This is a genomic window from Pseudomonas sp. GW822-FHT02D10 (assembly GCF_058802345.1).
Genome location: NZ_JBXAOB010000002.1, coordinates 526,958 through 544,646, shown reverse-complemented (window position 1 = coordinate 544,646; position 17,689 = coordinate 526,958). Strand labels below are relative to the sequence as shown.

Below are 17,689 nucleotides of genomic sequence, written 5' to 3'. Positions count from 1 at the left end.
GGCTGCGATCTTTTGATCTTAATAACCGAAGATCAAAAGATCGCAGCCTGCGGCAGCTCCTACACAGGGACCGCGGCGGTTATAAAACCGCCGCGTCGTGTTTTTAGTCTTCCAGCAGTTCTTCAGCCTGACCCAGGATGTTTTCCAGGGTGAAGCCGAACTCTTCGAACAAGGCCGGCGCAGGCGCCGACTCGCCGTAGGTGGTCATGCCGATGACGCGGCCTTCCAGGCCCACGTACTTGTACCAGTAGTCGCCGTGTGCGGCCTCGATGGCGATACGAGCGCTGACCTGCAACGGCAGAACCGCTTGCTTGTAGCCGGCATCCTGAGCATCGAACACGCTGGTGCACGGCATGGAAACCACGCGCACCTTGTGGCCCTGTTCAGTCAGCTTGTCGTAGGCCTGAACCGCCAGGCCAACTTCCGAACCGGTGGAAATCAGGATCAGCTCAGGCTCACCTGCGCAATCCTTGAGCACGTAACCACCACGGTTGATCAGCTCGATCTGCACCGCGTCACGGGTTTGGTGCTGCAGGTTCTGACGCGAGAAGATCAGTGCCGAAGGACCGTCCTTACGCTCCAAAGCGCACTTCCAGGCAACGGCCGATTCAACCGCATCGGCCGGACGCCAGGTGTCGAGGTTCGGCGTGCAGCGCAGGCTGGCCAGTTGCTCGATTGGCTGGTGAGTCGGGCCGTCTTCGCCCAGACCGATGGAGTCGTGGGTGTAGACGTGGATCACGCGCTGCTTCATCAGGGCGGACATGCGCACGGCGTTGCGGGCGTATTCCATGAACATCAGGAAGGTGGCGCCGTAAGGCACCAGGCCGCCGTGCAGGGCAACGCCATTCATGATGGCGGTCATGCCGAACTCGCGAACGCCGTAGTACATGTAGTTGCCGCTGGCGTCTTCGGCGCTGACGCCTTTGCAACCTTTCCACAGGGTCAGGTTGGAGCCGGCCAGGTCCGCCGAACCGCCGAGCATTTCCGGCAGCAACGGGCCAAACGCGTTCAGGGCGTTCTGGCTGGCTTTACGGCTGGCGATGGTTTCGCCTTTGGCCGCGACTTCAGCGATGTAGGCCGAGGCTTTTTCCGAGAAGTCCTCTGGCAGCTCACCGCTCAAACGACGAACCAGCTCGTTGGCCAGCTCGGGGAATTCGGCGGAATAGGCAGCGAAACGCTGGTCCCACTCGGCTTCGGCCGCGCGGCCGGCTTCCTTGGCGTCCCACTCGGCATAGATGTCTGCCGGGATTTCGAACGGAGCGTGGTTCCACTTCAGTGCCTCACGGGTCAGAGCGATTTCCGCGTCACCCAGTGCAGCGCCGTGGCAGTCTTCCTTGCCTTGCTTGTTCGGCGAACCGAAGCCGATGATGGTTTTGCAGCAGATCAGCGTCGGTTGCGCGCTTTTGCGTGCAGTCTCGATTGCTGTCTTGATCTCTTCCGGGTCGTGACCGTCAACGTTGCGGATCACTTGCCAGTTGTAGGCTTCGAAACGCTTCGGGGTGTCATCGGTGAACCAGCCTTCGACTTCGCCATCGATGGAGATGCCGTTGTCATCGTAGAAGGCGATCAGTTTGCCCAGGCCCAGCGTACCGGCCAGGGAGCTGACTTCGTGGGAAATGCCTTCCATCATGCAGCCATCACCCAGGAACACGTAGGTGTGGTGGTCGACAATGTTGTGGCCTGGACGGTTGAACTGCGCCGCCAGGACTTTTTCTGCCAAGGCAAAACCCACGGCGTTGGCCAGGCCCTGACCCAACGGGCCAGTAGTGGTTTCAACACCCGGGGTGTAGCCGAGTTCCGGGTGGCCCGGGGTGCGGCTGTGCAGTTGGCGGAAGCTTTTCAGGTCATCGATCGACAGGTCGTAGCCGGTCAGGTGCAGCAGCGAGTAGATCAACATCGAGCCGTGACCGTTGGACAGGATGAACCGGTCGCGGTCGGCAAAGGATGGATTGCTCGGGTTGTGCTTGAGGTAGTCACGCCAAAGCACTTCGGCGATATCCGCCATGCCCATAGGGGCACCGGGATGGCCGCTGTTGGCTTTTTGCACGGCATCCATGCTGAGGGCACGAATGGCGTTGGCACGCTCACGACGGCTGGGCATCGCTGTTCTCCTGCGGATTCTGAATCGAGAGTGAATAAAACGGAACGGAAAAAAGGCGAGCATTTTCCCTCACCCGGACGCCTCGGGGCAATGACAGATAGTCGATCCGGGGTGTTTTTCCTGTGGATAAATGCGGATTCGCCTGGTGAAACCTTTCCGCGCTTCGTTTGTAGAGTGAAGCGCAGCCCAGGAAGTGCCATCCATCGAGCAATATCAAAACTTTTTGATATTGGCCTTGCGGGGATTTCGGCGCATCACTAGACTGCTGGCCTTATGAACTTACGCGTGCCTTCCATTCGCCATGACGATTGCGATGAGCTGGCGGCCCTGTGCAAGGCCGGCGGCGATCCGTTGCGGCTGAACGTTTTGCGCGCACTGGCCAACGATTCGTTCGGTGTGCTGGAGCTGGCGCAAATCTTCGCCACCGGCCAATCGGGCATGAGCCACCACTTGAAGGTGCTGGCCCAGGCTGACCTGGTAGCGACCCGCCGCGAAGGCAATGCGATTTTTTACCGCCGTGCTCTGCCCCACTCTGAATTGTTGGGCGGCAAGCTGCACACGGCACTGCTCGAAGAAGTGGACAACCTGACCCTGCCCAGCGATGTGCAGGCACGGATCAGCCAGGTCCACGGGCAACGAGCCGCTGCCAGCCAGGATTTTTTCTCACGGATTGCGGAAAAGTTTCGCGCCCAGCAAGACTTGATCGCCGGCCTGGCGCAGTACCGCGAAAGCGTGCTGGCGCTGCTCGACAAGTTGAGTTTCAGCGAAGGCGCCACGGCGATTGAAGTCGGCCCCGGTGATGGCAGCTTTCTGCCGGAACTGGCGCGTCGCTTCAGCCAGGTCACGGCGCTCGACAACAGCCCGGCGATGCTCGAACTGGCGCGTCAGGTCTGCGAACGTGAAACGCTGGCTAACGTCAGCCTGCAATTGGCCGATGCATTGGATGGCGTAAGCCTTGAGGCCGATTGCGTTGTACTGAACATGGTCTTGCACCATTTCGCCGCGCCAGCCGATGCACTCAAGCACATGGCCGGTTTGCTGCAACCAGGCGGTAGCCTGTTAGTGACAGAGTTATGTAGCCACAACCAAAGTTGGGCCAGGGAGGCCTGCGGTGATCTTTGGTTGGGGTTTGAACAGGACGATTTGGCCCGTTGGGCCACCGCTGCGGGACTCGTTCCCGGGGAAAGCCTCTATGTAGGCTTACGTAATGGTTTCCAGATCCAGGTCCGCCATTTTCAGCGACCGGCTGGCGACACTCACCATCGGTAAATTGTAGGAAAACATCGAGATGAGCGAATACTCCCTTTTCACCTCCGAGTCCGTGTCTGAAGGGCATCCGGACAAAATCGCCGACCAGATTTCTGATGCGGTGCTGGACGCCATCATTGCTGAAGACAAGTTCGCCCGCGTGGCGTGCGAGACTCTGGTGAAAACGGGCGTGGCGATCATCGCCGGCGAAGTCACCACCTCGGCCTGGGTCGATCTGGAAGACATCGTCCGTAACGTGATCCTCGACATCGGCTACAACAGCTCGAATGTCGGCTTCGACGGCGCGACCTGCGGCGTGATGAACATCATCGGCAAGCAGTCCCCCGACATCAACCAGGGTGTTGATCGTGCCAAGCCTGAAGACCAGGGCGCCGGCGACCAGGGCCTGATGTTCGGCTACGCCAGCAACGAAACCGACGTGCTGATGCCAGCACCGATCACCTTCTCGCACCAACTGGTTCAGCGCCAGGCCGAAGCCCGTAAGTCCGGCCTGCTGCCTTGGCTGCGTCCAGACGCCAAGTCGCAAGTGACCTGCCGCTACGAAAACGGCAAGGTTGTCGGTATCGACGCCGTTGTACTGTCGACCCAGCACAACCCGGAAGTGTCCTACAAAGACCTGCGCGAAGGCGTGATGGAACTGATCGTCAAGCACGTGCTGCCTGCCGAACTGCTGTCCAAGGACACCCAATTCCACATCAACCCGACTGGCCAGTTCATTATCGGTGGCCCGGTGGGCGACTGCGGCCTGACCGGCCGCAAGATCATCGTTGACAGCTACGGCGGCATGGCTCGTCACGGCGGCGGCGCGTTCTCCGGTAAAGATCCATCGAAGGTTGACCGTTCGGCTGCCTACGCCGGTCGTTATGTCGCGAAGAACATCGTGGCTGCCGGCCTGGCCGAGCGTTGCGAGATTCAGGTTTCCTACGCCATCGGCGTCGCTCAACCGACTTCGATTTCGTTGAACACCTTCGGCACCGGCAAGATCAGCGACGACAAGATCGTCAAACTGGTCCGCGAAGTGTTCGACCTGCGTCCATACGCAATCACCACCATGCTCGACCTGCTGCACCCGATGTACCAGGAAACCGCAGCCTACGGCCACTTCGGTCGTACTCCGCAAACCAAGACTGTGGGTGACGACACTTTCACCACCTTCACTTGGGAAAAAACCGACCGCGCCGAATCCCTGCGCGCCGCTGCCGGTCTGTAAGACTTTCCTGGCTGCACAAAAAGCCCCGCACGGTTCGCCGTGCGGGGCTTTTTCATGGGTGCAGACCCGGTCTCGACACACCCTGAAAACTACCTGCGCTCGTAGGCTTCACAGCTGATCTAACCTTCAGGCATCCAACTCGAGCAAGGATGCTCATGATGCTGCCCACGCTTCGTCTGTTGATCGGTTTTTGGCTGACCTTTGTTCACTTGAATGCCAATGCAAGCAACTGCCCCGACTGGCCCCCTATCCGGGCTCAAACCGAAATCACCGCGCTGCAACAGCAAATCGAACGCTGGGACGACAGCTATCACCGAAAGGGACGCTCGCTGGTCGCCGACGAACTCTACGACCAATCCCGCGCCCGCCTTGCGACCTGGCAAACATGCTTCAATTGGGCTTCAACGCCTGAAAACCCGCTGCGTAGCGCCCGTGGCACGGTTACCCATCCGATCCCCCACACCGGCCTGGAAAAGCTCACCGATAGTCACGCCGTCGAAACCTGGCTCAAGCCACGCGACGATATCTGGGTTCAGCCTAAAGTCGATGGTGTGGCGGTCACGCTGATTTACCGTGAAGGTCAACTGCAGCAAGTGATCAGCCGCGGGGACGGCATCAACGGTCAAGACTGGACCCCCTCGGCGCGCAAGATCGCCGCGATCCCCCAGCAACTACCACAACCATTGGACCTGCTACTGCAAGGCGAGCTCTATTGGCGCCTGACCGATCACGTGCAAGCCCGAAGCGGCAGCCTCAACGCTCGCAGCGCCGTGGCCGGGTTGATGGCCCGCAAAGAGCTGAGCCGGGAGGACGCCAGCGGAATCGGACTGTTCGTCTGGGACTGGCCACAAGGTCCGGCCAGCTTGCCGGCGCGCCTGGCCTTTCTGAAAGCGTCGGGCTTCGCCGACAGTGAGCGCTATAGCCAACCCGTCAGCGCTTTTGCCGACGCCGAGCGCTGGCGTGATCACTGGTATCGCACGCCCCTGCCATTTGCCAGCGACGGCATTGTCTTGCGTCAGAGCCAGCGCCCGACGGCAGAGCGCTGGCAGGCAAAAACTCCGTTCTGGAGCGTGGCCTGGAAATACCCTTTCGCCCAGGCGTTGGCCGAAGTGCGCAAGGTCAATTTCAAGATCGGGCGCACCGGACGCATCACCCCGGTATTGGAGCTTGCTCCGGTGACGCTGGATGACCGGCAGATCAAACGGGTGAGCGTCAGTTCGCTTCAGCGCTGGCAGGCCATGGATATCCGTCCCGGCGATCAGGTCGCCATCAGCCTTGCCGGGCTGACCATCCCACGGCTCGACAGCGTGGTGTTGCGCAGCACTGAACGGCCAGAGGTGAGCGCGCCGCGTGCAGAAGACTTCCATCACCTCAGTTGCTGGCAACCGACGCCAGGCTGCGAAAGCCAGTTTCTCGCACGACTGAGCTGGCTCAGTGGCAAGCAAGGCCTGGCGCTGCGCCATCTAGGTCCCGGCACCTGGGAAAAGCTGATCAGCGCCGGCCGCCTCAAGGGGCTGCTCGATTGGTTGACCCTCGATGCCCAAGAGCTTGCTAACATTGACGGCTTCGGCGAGCGCAGCAGCGTCCGTTTGCTGAACAGCCTGCAAAGCGCCCGGCAACAGCCCTTTTCACGTTGGCTGAAAGCGTTGGGCTTGCCGCCCACGGGCGAGGCCAGACTTGCAGACTCATGGCAATTACTGGCGCAACGAGACACTAAGCAATGGCAGGCCGAAGCCGGAATCGGCCCGGGGCGCGCGGCGCAATTGAGCGCATTTTTCCGCGACCCGCAGGTTCTGGCCTTGAGCGAACAATTACGCGCTGCCGGAATAGACGGTTTCTAGATGTTCAGAGATCCGGCAGTTTTGAACCCAATAGGTATCGATGCGCTCCAACAGCCCATCGGCTCGCCGACCTGATGTTTTTTAAACGGAGCCTTTATGAAATTTCTTTCACCGCTCGCCGTATTGACCCTTTGCGGCGTCATGGCAGCACCACTGATGGCTGCCGAAAAAACCCCGGAACTCACGGGATGCGCCGCCAAGCGCCAGTCCATCAGCACCCGGATCGAACAAGCCAAGGCCCATGGCAATGCCGATCAACAGGCTGGCCTGGAAAAAGCCCTGAGCGAAGTCACCGACCACTGCACCGACGCCGCCTTGAAGAAAGAGCGCGAGAACAAGGTGCTCGACGCCAAGCACGAAGTCAGCCTCCGCCAGGCTGACCTCGACAAGGCCATGAAAAAGGGCGATGCCGAGAAGATCAACAAACGCAAAGACAAACTTGCCGAATCCCGTAAGGAGTTGCAGCAAGCGCTGGACGATCTGGATAAGTAAGAAATCGTTCGGACGATCTTTTATAAATCAGTGATCACGAAACTGTTTATGGCACGCGCTACAGGCATCTTCGACTTTCTGCACGGCCGGCCCCAGGTTGCTGACCTTGTACGGCTGAACCTGACTGGTAATGACCAATTCACCGGTGGCGGCCTCAAGTGTGCGGGCCATGTCCTGGAAACGCGCCTGCTGTTGCCATACATCGTCTTTAGCGCTGGTTTTGCCGTCCTCGCGAACCTGCGGGAAATGCTTCCACGGCTCATGGGACAAGGCGTCGAGTTTGACCGCACCTTCGGTAAAACGCGGGCCGTCGAACGGAATGCGTCCACGCAACATGCCGCCCAGGTCTTCGCCGGTTTTGAGCATTTGCTTGAAGATCGCCTTGCGCTGACCCAGCGGCGAGTTCGGATCGACACCGCCACAGGCGGACAGCGTCAGACAGGCCAGCAATACAACAGAAAGTCTTTTAAGAGTCATGGTGGCTTCAGGTCACGGGAAACGGCAGCCAGTATCCTCGCGTCGCCGACAAAGACCAATAGCCCTATTAACAATACGGGTTGCTTGAACGCTGGAAGCGCTCGGGCAACCCGCAAAGGAAGTACCGCATGAACAGTCGTTTCAAGGCCTGGCGCAACAGTCTGGCCTGGACCCTTCCGATGGTCGCCCTGCTCGCCGGCTGCAACGGTGGCGACACCGCAAAACCACAAACCCACGCCATCGCCACCTATTCCAGCGCGACCTGGGAAGCCTTGCCGACGGTGTCCGATAACGACTTGCTGGCTGGCTTCGGTTCCTGGCGCAGCGCCTGTACTCGCTTGAAGTCCGACCCGGTCTGGGGCGCGACCTGCGCAGCGGCAACCAACGTACCGCAAGCCGCCGACGCGATCCGTGGCTTTCTCAAGGAACACCTGGAGGTCTATGGCCTGCGTTCTTCCGCTGGCAATGCCAATGGCTTGATCACCGGCTATTACGAGCCGGTTTATCCGGGCAGCCTGACGCAAAACCCGGTGGCCAACGTGCCGGTGTATGGCGTGCCGGACGACATGATCATCGTCTCCCTGGAGAGCATTTACCCGGAACTCAAAGGCAAGCGCCTGCGCGGCCGCCTTGAAGGCCGGGTGCTCAAGCCTTACGACGATGCCGCCGCCATTGAAACCAAAGGGGTCAAGGCGCCCGTGCTGGCGTGGCTGACCGACCCAATGGACCTGCAGTTTTTGCAGATCCAGGGCTCGGGCCGCATTCAACTGGAAGACGGCCGCCAACTGCGCATCGGTTATGCCGACCAGAACGGTCACCCCTACCGCCCTATTGGCCGCTGGCTGGTGGATCAGGGTGAGCTGAAAAAGGAAGACGTGACCATGGGCGCTATCAGCGCCTGGGCCAAGGCCCACCCGACGCGCATCCCTGAACTGCTCGGCAGCAACCCGAGCTACGTGTTCTTCAATCGCAACCCCGACAGCAACGAAGGCCCGCGCGGCTCGCTGAACGTGCCACTGACCTCGGGTTACAGCGTAGCGGTGGATCGCAAGGTGATTCCGCTGGGCAGCCTGTTGTGGTTATCCACCACTCGCCCTGATGGCAGCGCACTGGTACGCCCCGTCGCAGCGCAGGACACCGGCGGCGCGATCACCGGCGAAGTTCGTGCCGACCTGTTCTGGGGCACCGGCGATGCCGCCGGGCAACTGGCCGGCGACATGAAGCAGCAAGGGCAAATCTGGATGCTCTGGCCAAAGGGCGCGGCGCTGCCGCAACTGCCGCAGGTGACCGACACGGTTAAACCTTGAGCCCTGTTTCGGTTGATGGATAGCTATCGCGAGCAAGCTCGCTCCCACAGGTATTGCGTCGCCCTTGTGGGAGCGGGCTTGCTCGCGAGGAGGCCCGCACAGACACCGAAAATTCCGGCTACTGAACTTCAGATCGACACAAAAAAGAAACTGGCAATCAGCCCCATGCCGACAAACCACACCAGCGAACGCAGGATCGCCCAATCCGCCAGGTAACAGATGATGTAAAGCAGACGGCTGGTGATGAACAGCACCGACAACACGTTAATCGTCACCAACTCGGCATTACCGGCCAGATGCGCAACGATGACCGCAGCGGCAAATGCCGGGGTCACTTCAAAGCTGTTCAGCTGGGCCCAGTGGGCACGCCTGGCAAACCCGTCGAGGGACTCAAGAAAATCTCGTGGATCATGATTATCCCGAAGCCCGAACTTACCCCCGATCTTGGCGATGGAGGTGCAAACGTACGGCAAGAAAATCGCGATCAATACACACCACAGAGCAACAGTCATTGCAGATTCCTTTTTAGAGTTTTGCGAACGTTCACTCAGAACTTCATCACGAGCATGCCGACCAGTACCAACCCACAGGCTAAGAGCCTGGGCCTGCCGAAAGGTTCTTTGAGGTAACGCATGCCGAACAGCACCACCAGAATCACGCTGATTTCGCGCAGCGCCGCCGCTTCGGCAATCGACCCCAACCGCATGGCCCATAGCACCAAAGCGTAGCTGAACAACACGCAAAACCCGACGCTCAAGCCCAATCGCCACTGCTCACACCAGAACAGCAAGAAGGCCGGACGCTTGCGCACCAGCGCCAACAGCGGAAACGGCCAGGCACTGAGCAACGTGACCCAGACCAGGTAATCGAGCGGGTGCGACCAGCGCCGCAATGCCTGCCCATCGATAAAGGTGTAGCTGCCAATGCAAAAGCCGATCAGCAGCACCACCGGCAACATCGACCACGGCAAACGCTCCCCGCCACCGCCCTGCCAGAGCAGGCACAGCATGCCGAACGGGATCAACAAAATGCCGAGGATCTGCTGGGTCGTCAGCACTTCGCCGGCAAAGATCAGCGTCAGCGCCAACACCACCAATGGCGACAAGCCACGCATTAACGGATAGACCAACCCGAGATCACCGACCCGATAAGCCTGGATCAGCAGGTAGCGATAGAGCAATTCGAAGGCCGCCGAAGCGAGAATCCACGGCCAGATGTCCAACGGCGGCAGTTCGACAAACCCCAGCATCAGCACGACAAACAACATTGCCACGCTGTCCATGCAGGCCACGACCAACAACCGTTCAGCACTGAATTTAATCAGCGTATTCCAGGCCGCGTGCAACAGCGCCGCCACCAACACCAACGCCGTCGCGAGCACGGCACACTCCTTGTTTTGTCCCTGCTACGAGGGCTCGCATCATTCGACGCCAGCGTCGTCCTGAAACTGGTCTTTGACGTACTTGATCTCGGTCCGGCCATGGGCCGCGGGCAAGCCGTCTTCGCCCAGGTTGACGAAGACCATCTTCTCGACCGTGAGGATGCTTTTGCGGGTGATCTTGTTGCGCACTTCGCAGGTCAGGGTGATCGAGGTACGACCGAATTCGGTGGCGGTGATACCCAGCTCGATGATGTCGCCCTGGCGCGAGGCGCTGACAAAATTGATTTCGGAAATGTACTTGGTGACCACGCGCTGGTTGCCCAGCTGGACGATCGCATAGATCGCCGCTTCTTCATCGATCCAGCGCAACAGGCTGCCGCCGAACAGCGTACCGTTGGGGTTGAGGTCTTCGGGTTTTACCCATTTGCGGGTGTGGAAATTCATATTCACTCCTGAGCGTCTTGCCGAATGATGGGCGCCATCATGGCAGAGCCCGACCTAGAGCTCTATTGGGCATCGACTATGGTCTCGATTACCGTTCAGACATTGACCTGCAGAAAGGCTTTGGAAGATCAGCATAGCCCGCTATAATCGCCACCGTTTCAAAACGGTAACGTTGCATTGATACCGTTTTCCCGCCACCTGTCCGAGGGGCGCTGCAGCAGGTTCGACCTGTCAGGCTCGGATGGGGCGTTGCTTGGTCGTCATCGACCAGACACTAAACGCACAACGGCGCCCATTCGCATACATTACGAATGGAGGCTCATCATGAGCGCTGTTATCACGCCTGCAGATTTTACCGATTACAAAGTGGCCGACATGTCCCTGGCCGCCTGGGGCCGTCGCGAAACCATCATCGCCGAATCCGAAATGCCAGCCCTGATGGGTCTGCGCCGCAAGTACGCCGGTGAGCAGCCGCTCAAAGGCGCGAAGATTCTCGGCTGCATCCACATGACCATTCAGACTGCCGTGCTGATCGAAACCCTGGTTGCCCTGGGTGCCGAAGTACGCTGGTCGTCCTGCAATATTTTCTCGACTCAGGACCAGGCCGCTGCCGCAATCGCCGCTGCCGGTATCCCGGTTTTCGCCTGGAAAGGCGAAACTGAAGAAGAGTACGAGTGGTGCCTGGAGCGAACCATCCTCAAGGATGGCGCGCCTTGGGATGCCAACATGATCCTCGACGACGGCGGCGACCTGACCGAGCTGCTGCACAAGAAGTACCCGGCGATCCTGGACCGCGTCCACGGCGTGACCGAAGAAACCACCACTGGCGTACACCGTCTGCTGGACATGCTGGCCAAGGGCGAGCTGAAAATCCCGGCCATCAACGTCAACGACTCGGTCACCAAGAGCAAGAACGACAACAAGTACGGCTGCCGTCACAGCCTGAACGACGCGATCAAGCGCGGCACCGACCACCTGCTGTCCGGCAAGCAAGCGCTGGTCATCGGTTACGGTGACGTGGGCAAGGGCTCGGCCCAGTCCCTGCGTCAGGAAGGCATGATCGTTAAAGTCTCCGAAGTTGACCCGATCTGCGCCATGCAAGCCTGCATGGACGGCTTCGAACTGGTTTCGCCGTTCATCGACGGTATCAACAACGGCACCGAAGCGAGCATCGACAAAGCGCTGCTGGGCAAGATCGACCTGATCGTGACCACTACCGGTAACGTGAATGTTTGCGACGCGAACATGCTCAAAGCCCTGAAGAAGCGCGCCGTTGTCTGCAACATCGGTCACTTCGACAACGAAATCGACACTGCTTTCATGCGCAAGAACTGGGCATGGGAAGAAGTGAAGCCTCAGGTTCACAAGGTTCACCGTACCGGCCCTGGCGATTTCGACGCACAGAACGACGACTACCTGATCCTGCTGGCCGAAGGCCGTCTGGTTAACCTGGGCAACGCCACTGGCCACCCAAGCCGCATCATGGACGGTTCGTTCGCCAACCAGGTTCTGGCGCAGATCTTCCTGTTCGGCCAGAAATACGCCGACCTGTCGCCAGCCCAGAAAGCCGAGCGTCTGACCGTTGAAGTATTGCCGAAGAAACTCGACGAAGAAGTGGCCCTGGAAATGGTCCGCGGCTTTGGTGGTGTGGTCACTCAACTGACCAAGCAACAGGCTGAATACATCGGCGTGACCGTCGAAGGCCCGTTCAAGCCGCACGCTTACCGCTACTGATTCACGCGGCTATCCGCTCCCCTTGTGGGAGCTGGCTTGCCTGCGATTGCATCACCGTGGTGTTCTTGTAACATCGCGGTGCCTGTATCGCGGGCAAGCCCGGCGCCTACAAAAGCCAGCCCTCATGAGGGTCAGCCTTCGGCTTACGAGTTTCAAAGGGTATTCCAATGTCCCAAGACCGCCGCTACAGCTTCGAGTTCTTCCCTACGAAGACAGATGCCGGGCATGAAAAGCTCATCGCCACTGCCCGTCAGCTGGCCACGTACAACCCCGATTTCTTCTCCTGCACCTATGGCGCTGGTGGTTCGACCCGTGATCGCACCCTCAACACCGTGTTGCAGCTCGAAAGCGAAGTCAAAGTCCCTGCCGCACCGCATCTGTCTTGCGTGGGCGACAGCAAGGCTGACTTGCGCGACCTGCTGACTCAATACAAGGCCGCCGGCATCAAGCGGATCGTCGCTTTGCGCGGTGACCTGCCTTCGGGCATGGGCATGGCCAGCGGCGAACTGCGTCACGCCAATGACCTAGTGAGCTTCATTCGCGAAGAGACTGGCGACCACTTCCACATCGAAGTCGCCGCTTACCCGGAAATGCACCCGCAGGCGCGCAACTTCGAAGACGATCTCACCAATTTCGTACGCAAGGCCAATGCCGGTGCCAGCAGTGCGATCACTCAGTACTTCTTCAACGCCGACAGCTACTTCTACTTCGTCGAGCGTGTACGGGCGATGGGCGTGAACATCCCGATTGTTCCGGGCATCATGCCGATCACCAACTACAGCAAACTGGCACGGTTCTCCGACGCCTGCGGTGCGGAAATCCCGCGCTGGATCCGTAAACAACTGGAAGCCTACGGTGACGACACCCAAAGCATTCAGGGTTTCGGCGAGCAAGTCATCACCGAAATGTGTGAACGCTTGCTGCAAGGCGGCGCACCAGGGCTGCATTTCTATACCCTGAACCAGGCTGAACCTAGCCTGGCGGTATGGAATAACCTGAAGCTGCCGCGTTAAAAGTCGTACAGGCAAGATTAAAAGATCGCAGGCTGCGATCTTTTAATTTTCGGACCACACACCCAAATCCCTTGTGCTAGAGCTCCCACGTCTAACACCCGTTACTGGCTATTGCTCAAATCTCGTCGTAATCTCCAGCAATGCCCGTCATTGCCCAATTGCTGACAGCCATGCTTTTCGCTTGCCTGAGCTTTACCGCTCGGGGCGAGAAATTGCGCATTGTCACCGAGCCCTGGACGCCCTACGTCTACGAGGAAAACGGCCAGGCCCTTGGGCTGGATTACGAAACCACGGCAATCGTCTTCCAGCGGTTGGGGATTGAGGTGCAGTGGCAGTTCCTGCCCTGGAAACGCTGCCTGGCCATGCTCGATCAAGGGTTGGCCGACGGCGTGCTGGATATCTTCCACAGCGACGAACGCGACGCCACCCTGCTCTATCCCGGCGAACCACTGTCGGAAGTCGAATTCGTGATGTTCTATGCCAATGAGCGTCCCCACCCCTTCCGCACCCTTGAAGACCTGCGCGGCCTGACCATCGGCACCTCCCCTGGCTACCTGTACAGCCAGGACTTCAGGGACTCGACCCTGTTCACCCGCGAACCTGCGCCGACCCATGAAGCCAACTTCGGCAAGCTGCAACGCGGGCGCATCGACCTGCTGATCACTGACCGCCGGGTTGGTCAAACCCTGCTCGACACCTTGAAACTGCGTGACCAGATCAGCGAAAACCCGACGGTCATCAGCCACGAAAAACAGTTTCTGGCCCTGCGCCGCAATGCCGGCATGGACCTGCTGGTGCAGCGTTTCGGTGCCGAGCTCAAGCGCTTCAAACGCGAACCGGCCTACGCTCAATTGAGTGCGCGTTATGGCGCCGGCCCGGTCAATACCGACCCGTTAATCGCGCCGCAAGCCAGCAACCGAAAAACCGTTGAGCAGCAGGAAAGCAGCGCTCCGTGATTGCTCTGTTATACTCCGGCCTTCCCGCCAGGCTCACGCCCGGACGCCCGGTCTTGTTTAAGGCATCTCGACACTGCTACAGCGCAGCTTTTCAGCCCGCGCGAGCACTCGAAGATGAGCCTTCAAGGCCCGGCAGGACCGGACGCGATTGCGCTTCTCTTAAACGCCATTCGCGCCAGGCAAGACTATCCCATTGGGCCAAGCCCTAACTAAAAACAGGATTACTCATGTCCTTTGCTTCCCTCGGTCTCTCCGAGGCTTTAGTCCGCGCCATCGAGGCAGCGGGCTATACCGAGCCTACTCCGGTGCAACAGCGGGCCATTCCCGCCGTGTTGCAAGGTCGCGACCTGATGGTCGCGGCGCAGACAGGTACTGGCAAAACCGGCGGCTTTGCCCTGCCGATTCTGGAGCGCTTGTTCCCCAACGGTCACCCGGACAAATCCCAGCGTCACGGTCCGCGTCAACCGCGCGTCCTGGTCCTGACCCCGACTCGCGAACTGGCTGCCCAGGTACACGAGAGCTTCAAGGTCTACGCCCGTGACTTGAAATTCGTCAGTGCCTGCATCTTCGGCGGCGTTGGCATGAACCCACAGGTTCAGGCCATGTCCCGTGGTGTTGACGTGCTGGTGGCCTGCCCGGGTCGCTTGCTCGACCTGGCCGGCCAAGGCAGCGTCGACCTGTCCCACGTGGAAATCCTGGTACTGGACGAAGCTGACCGGATGCTCGACATGGGCTTCGTCCATGACGTGAAAAAGGTCCTCGCCCGCTTGCCGGCCAAACGTCAGAACCTGCTGTTCTCGGCAACCTTCTCCAAGGACATCACTGACCTTGCCGGCAAGTTGCTGCACAACCCGGAACGCATCGAAGTCACGCCGCCGAACACCACGGTCGAGCGCATCGAACAACGGGTGTTCCATCTGGCCGCCAGCCACAAGCGCTCGCTGCTGGCGCACCTGATTACCACTGGCGCCTGGGAACAGGTGTTGGTCTTCACCCGCACCAAGCACGGCGCCAACCGCCTGGCCGAGTACCTGGACAAACACGGCCTGAGCGCCGTCGCGATCCACGGCAACAAGAGCCAGAACGCTCGCACCAAAGCCCTGGCTGATTTCAAGGCCGGCGAAGTGCGCATCCTGGTGGCCACCGATATCGCTGCTCGCGGTCTGGATATCGACCAGTTGCCACACGTGGTCAACTTCGAGCTGCCAAACGTCGATGAAGACTACGTGCACCGTATCGGCCGTACTGGCCGTGCCGGTCGTTCGGGCGAGGCGATCTCGCTGGTTGCCCCGGACGAAGAGAAACTGCTGAAAAGCATCGAGCGCATGACCAAGCAGAAAATCGCCGACGGCGATCTGATGGGTTTTGACTCCAGCGCTGTAGAAGCCGAGAAGCCAGAAGTTCGCGAGCGTCCGGATGTGCGTAACCCGCGCAACCCACGTGGCCCGCGCGGCGACGGTCCAAACGGCACCGGCGGCGGTGGCGGTGGCGGTCGCAAGGACAAAGGCAAGGACAAGGGCGGCAAGGAAAAACCGGCTGCCGGCCGTGGCGAACGCCCGGCTCAAAAGCCTCGTGAAGGCACTCCGGCCCGTGAACAGCAGCGTCCGGCACCCCGCGCCGCCGCTGATCGTGCACCGGACGAGTTCCTCGACGACGATGTCGATAACTTCGGTAATCGCGTCGACTACGTTCCGCAGCAAAAGGCTCCTCAGGGTCGTGGCCGCCGTCCAGGCGCTCCAGCCCAAGGCGCGGGCGCAGGTGCACCACGCACCGGCCAGCCACAAGGCCGTCAGAACGGTCCGCGTAACAGCAGCGGCGCCAGCACCGGCACCCCGCCGGCCAAACGCAGCGGTCCACGCAGCGGCGCCCCACGTGATGGCCAGGCCCGTCGCGAAGAGTCGCGCAACCGTCGTCCGGCCGGTGACGACCAGCCACGTCAGGAACCCGCAGTGCAAAACCCGCGCGGTCCCCAGCCGAAGATCATGCACAAGGAGTCCAAGGCTGACCGCTTCCCGACACCTGAACAGCTCGATCAACTGCCAAGCCGTCCACGTGGCGAGAAACCAGCGTTGCTGACTCGCAACCGCTGATTTTCCCCGCTAACAAAAACGCCCCTGATCTCGCGATCAGGGGCGTTTTTGTGTCAGCAGCGAAAATTACTTCGCTTGAACACCTTCAAACGAGATGTCCAGGTCCAGGGTCTGGGAAGCAGGGCCTGGGCCTTTGATGCCGAACTCGCTCAACTGCAGCGTGGTCGTACCGTTGAAGCCGGCACGGTAGCCGCCCCATGGATCCTTGCCTTCGCCGTTGAAGGTTGCCTTAAACACGACCGGCTTGGTCACGCCGTGCAGGGTCAGGTCGCCGGTCACGTCAGCGGTTTTTTCGCCAGTGGATTTAACACTGGTGGAAACGAACTTGGCTTCAGGGAATTTCGCTGCGTCCAGGAAGTCCGGGGTACGGATGTGCTTGTCACGTTCAGCGTGGTTGGTATCAACGCTGGCGGTTTTCAGCACGACGTCGATTTTGCTGGCTTCTGGAGCCTTGGCGTCGAAGCTGAACTTACCGTCCCAGTCCTTGAAAGTACCTTGGATGAAGCTGTAACCCAGGTGGCTGATCTTGAAGTCGACGAAGGCGTGATTGCCTTCCTTGTCGATTTTGTATTCTGCGGCCATCGCTTGCCCTGCCGACAACACAGCAGTACTGATTGCCAGAGCGGCGAGAGTCTTTTTCAACATGTTTTCTATTCCTTGGGAGTCTAGGTTGAACATCAGGCTTTGCGCCCCAGCATTCGTGCCAGGGTCGCATCACGGTCGATAAAGTGGTGCTTCAGTGCTGCCAACGCATGGAGACCGGAAAAAATAACCAGCGCCCAGGCCAGATACAGATGAATCGCACCGGCTATGTCTGCCTGGTCCGGAAGACCGGAAATCAGCGCAGGAATTTCAAACAGACCAAACACCGGAATCCCGACACCGTCTGCGGTGGAAATCAGGTAACCGGCAATTATCACAGCGAACAGGCTGAGATAGAGGAAAGAATGACCGAGCCTGGCGCCAAGGCGGGTCATGCGGCTATAGCTTTGCAGTGTCGGCGGTGGCGGGCTGATAAAGCGCCACAACACCCGCAGCAGCATGATCGCGAACAGCGTCAGGCCGATGCTTTTGTGCAGATCCGGCGCTTCTTTGCGCCAACTGCTGTAGTAGTCGAGACCGACCATCCACAAGCCCAGGGCAAACAGACCAAAGACTGCCAGCGCCACGCCCCAGTGCAGAAAGATGCCGACCCAGCCGTAGCGGGAGAAAGAGTTACGTAGCTGCATTGCCCAAATCCTGTAAGAACTGCGACCAAGACTATCGAGTTATCTATCGATTTAAAGCCGAAAATTTCGCTTTGAAATATCGAGAAATACGATCAAGAGTCTGAAAGAGATGAGTTAAGGAAAGATTAACCCCCGTGTGCGACGC

General features: G+C 59.6%; 16 protein-coding genes and 1 riboswitch. Of the genes, 9 read left to right on the top strand and 7 right to left on the bottom strand.

Annotated features, from left to right (window positions below; genetic code table 11):
* Positions 1 to 103: 103 nt before the first annotated feature.
* Positions 104 to 2,101, bottom strand: a complete 1,998-nt coding sequence (gene tkt, locus AC1RPZ_RS05760) for a transketolase (protein ID WP_493135682.1) — start codon at positions 2,099 to 2,101, stop codon at positions 104 to 106.
* 273 nt (positions 2,102 to 2,374) lie between these two features.
* Here tkt and AC1RPZ_RS05755 point away from each other — a divergent pair, with 273 nt between their 5' ends.
* The 4 genes from AC1RPZ_RS05755 to AC1RPZ_RS05740 all read left to right on the top strand — a co-directional run bounded on the left by AC1RPZ_RS05755 (position 2,375) and on the right by AC1RPZ_RS05740 (position 6,913).
* A complete protein-coding gene (locus tag AC1RPZ_RS05755) occupies positions 2,375 to 3,370 on the top strand; it encodes an ArsR/SmtB family transcription factor (protein ID WP_493135680.1) in 996 nt (331 codons plus the stop codon).
* Between the two features lie 19 nt (positions 3,371 to 3,389).
* Entirely contained in the window at positions 3,390 to 4,580 is a 1,191-nt protein-coding gene (gene metK, locus AC1RPZ_RS05750; RefSeq protein ID WP_145014397.1) for a methionine adenosyltransferase, read from the top strand.
* Positions 4,581 to 4,738: 158 nt separating this feature from the next.
* The gene (ligB, locus tag AC1RPZ_RS05745; RefSeq protein ID WP_493135677.1) at positions 4,739 to 6,421 is read left to right on the top strand and encodes an NAD-dependent DNA ligase LigB; all 1,683 of its coding nucleotides are present in this window, start codon (positions 4,739 to 4,741) and stop codon (positions 6,419 to 6,421) included.
* A gap of 96 nt (positions 6,422 to 6,517) precedes the next feature.
* Positions 6,518 to 6,913 carry a DUF1090 domain-containing protein gene (locus AC1RPZ_RS05740; protein ID WP_493135675.1) on the top strand — a complete coding sequence of 132 codons (396 nt, stop codon included), beginning with the start codon at positions 6,518 to 6,520 and terminating at the stop codon, positions 6,911 to 6,913.
* Positions 6,914 to 6,940: 27 nt separating this feature from the next.
* Here the strand turns inward: AC1RPZ_RS05740 and AC1RPZ_RS05735 are convergent, their stop codons facing one another.
* Complete coding sequence (locus tag AC1RPZ_RS05735; RefSeq protein WP_493135673.1) at positions 6,941 to 7,390, bottom strand: c-type cytochrome; 450 nt, start codon at positions 7,388 to 7,390, stop codon at positions 6,941 to 6,943.
* A gap of 128 nt (positions 7,391 to 7,518) precedes the next feature.
* Between AC1RPZ_RS05735 and mltA the strand changes: the two genes are divergently transcribed.
* Positions 7,519 to 8,697, top strand: a complete 1,179-nt coding sequence (mltA, locus tag AC1RPZ_RS05730; protein ID WP_493135671.1) for a murein transglycosylase A — start codon at positions 7,519 to 7,521, stop codon at positions 8,695 to 8,697.
* 128 nt (positions 8,698 to 8,825) lie between these two features.
* On the opposite strand, the gene AC1RPZ_RS05725 is transcribed toward mltA, so the two are convergent.
* The 3 genes from AC1RPZ_RS05725 to AC1RPZ_RS05715 are packed head-to-tail and all read right to left on the bottom strand — an operon-like array spanning position 8,826 to position 10,522.
* Complete coding sequence (locus AC1RPZ_RS05725) at positions 8,826 to 9,209, bottom strand: MAPEG family protein (protein ID WP_123426462.1); 384 nt, start codon at positions 9,207 to 9,209, stop codon at positions 8,826 to 8,828.
* A 35-nt stretch (positions 9,210 to 9,244) separates the two neighbouring features.
* On the bottom strand, positions 9,245 to 10,078 hold the full coding sequence (locus AC1RPZ_RS05720; protein ID WP_493135669.1) for an EamA family transporter: 834 nt from the start codon (positions 10,076 to 10,078) through the stop codon (positions 9,245 to 9,247).
* A gap of 39 nt (positions 10,079 to 10,117) precedes the next feature.
* A complete protein-coding gene (locus AC1RPZ_RS05715; protein WP_339544069.1) occupies positions 10,118 to 10,522 on the bottom strand; it encodes an acyl-CoA thioesterase in 405 nt (134 codons plus the stop codon).
* A 198-nt stretch (positions 10,523 to 10,720) separates the two neighbouring features.
* Positions 10,721 to 10,823, top strand: a riboswitch (S-adenosyl-L-homocysteine riboswitch).
* 23 nt (positions 10,824 to 10,846) lie between these two features.
* Here AC1RPZ_RS05715 and ahcY point away from each other — a divergent pair.
* The 4 genes from ahcY (at position 10,847) to rhlE2 (ending at position 16,315) form a co-directional block, all read left to right on the top strand.
* Entirely contained in the window at positions 10,847 to 12,256 is a 1,410-nt protein-coding gene (gene ahcY / locus AC1RPZ_RS05710; protein ID WP_493135667.1) for an adenosylhomocysteinase, read from the top strand.
* Between the two features lie 167 nt (positions 12,257 to 12,423).
* Entirely contained in the window at positions 12,424 to 13,269 is an 846-nt protein-coding gene (gene metF / locus AC1RPZ_RS05705) for a methylenetetrahydrofolate reductase [NAD(P)H] (protein ID WP_493135665.1), read from the top strand.
* A 140-nt stretch (positions 13,270 to 13,409) separates the two neighbouring features.
* Positions 13,410 to 14,225, top strand: a complete 816-nt coding sequence (locus tag AC1RPZ_RS05700) for a substrate-binding periplasmic protein (protein WP_493135663.1) — start codon at positions 13,410 to 13,412, stop codon at positions 14,223 to 14,225.
* A gap of 227 nt (positions 14,226 to 14,452) precedes the next feature.
* Entirely contained in the window at positions 14,453 to 16,315 is a 1,863-nt protein-coding gene (gene rhlE2 / locus AC1RPZ_RS05695) for an RNA helicase RhlE2 (RefSeq protein ID WP_493135661.1), read from the top strand.
* A gap of 66 nt (positions 16,316 to 16,381) precedes the next feature.
* Here the strand turns inward: rhlE2 and AC1RPZ_RS05690 are convergent, their stop codons facing one another.
* On the bottom strand, positions 16,382 to 16,960 hold the full coding sequence (locus AC1RPZ_RS05690) for a YceI family protein (protein WP_493135659.1): 579 nt from the start codon (positions 16,958 to 16,960) through the stop codon (positions 16,382 to 16,384).
* Between the two features lie 32 nt (positions 16,961 to 16,992).
* The gene (locus tag AC1RPZ_RS05685) at positions 16,993 to 17,544 is read right to left on the bottom strand and encodes a cytochrome b (RefSeq protein WP_493135657.1); all 552 of its coding nucleotides are present in this window, start codon (positions 17,542 to 17,544) and stop codon (positions 16,993 to 16,995) included.
* Positions 17,545 to 17,689: the final 145 nt, after the last annotated feature.

Coding starts and splice junctions, on each gene's coding strand:
- AC1RPZ_RS05700 (WP_493135663.1), top strand. CDS start 13,410: ATGCCCGTCATTGCCCAATTGCTGACAGCCATGCTTTTCGCTTGCCTG.
- ligB (WP_493135677.1), top strand. CDS start 4,739: ATGCTGCCCACGCTTCGTCTGTTGATCGGTTTTTGGCTGACCTTTGTT.
- AC1RPZ_RS05735 (WP_493135673.1), bottom strand. CDS start 7,390: ATGACTCTTAAAAGACTTTCTGTTGTATTGCTGGCCTGTCTGACGCTG.
- AC1RPZ_RS05725 (WP_123426462.1), bottom strand. CDS start 9,209: ATGACTGTTGCTCTGTGGTGTGTATTGATCGCGATTTTCTTGCCGTAC.
- AC1RPZ_RS05755 (WP_493135680.1), top strand. CDS start 2,375: ATGAACTTACGCGTGCCTTCCATTCGCCATGACGATTGCGATGAGCTG.
- AC1RPZ_RS05740 (WP_493135675.1), top strand. CDS start 6,518: ATGAAATTTCTTTCACCGCTCGCCGTATTGACCCTTTGCGGCGTCATG.
- ahcY (WP_493135667.1), top strand. CDS start 10,847: ATGAGCGCTGTTATCACGCCTGCAGATTTTACCGATTACAAAGTGGCC.
- AC1RPZ_RS05715 (WP_339544069.1), bottom strand. CDS start 10,522: ATGAATTTCCACACCCGCAAATGGGTAAAACCCGAAGACCTCAACCCC.
- mltA (WP_493135671.1), top strand. CDS start 7,519: ATGAACAGTCGTTTCAAGGCCTGGCGCAACAGTCTGGCCTGGACCCTT.
- tkt (WP_493135682.1), bottom strand. CDS start 2,101: ATGCCCAGCCGTCGTGAGCGTGCCAACGCCATTCGTGCCCTCAGCATG.
- rhlE2 (WP_493135661.1), top strand. CDS start 14,453: ATGTCCTTTGCTTCCCTCGGTCTCTCCGAGGCTTTAGTCCGCGCCATC.
- metF (WP_493135665.1), top strand. CDS start 12,424: ATGTCCCAAGACCGCCGCTACAGCTTCGAGTTCTTCCCTACGAAGACA.
- AC1RPZ_RS05690 (WP_493135659.1), bottom strand. CDS start 16,960: ATGTTGAAAAAGACTCTCGCCGCTCTGGCAATCAGTACTGCTGTGTTG.
- metK (WP_145014397.1), top strand. CDS start 3,390: ATGAGCGAATACTCCCTTTTCACCTCCGAGTCCGTGTCTGAAGGGCAT.
- AC1RPZ_RS05685 (WP_493135657.1), bottom strand. CDS start 17,544: ATGCAGCTACGTAACTCTTTCTCCCGCTACGGCTGGGTCGGCATCTTT.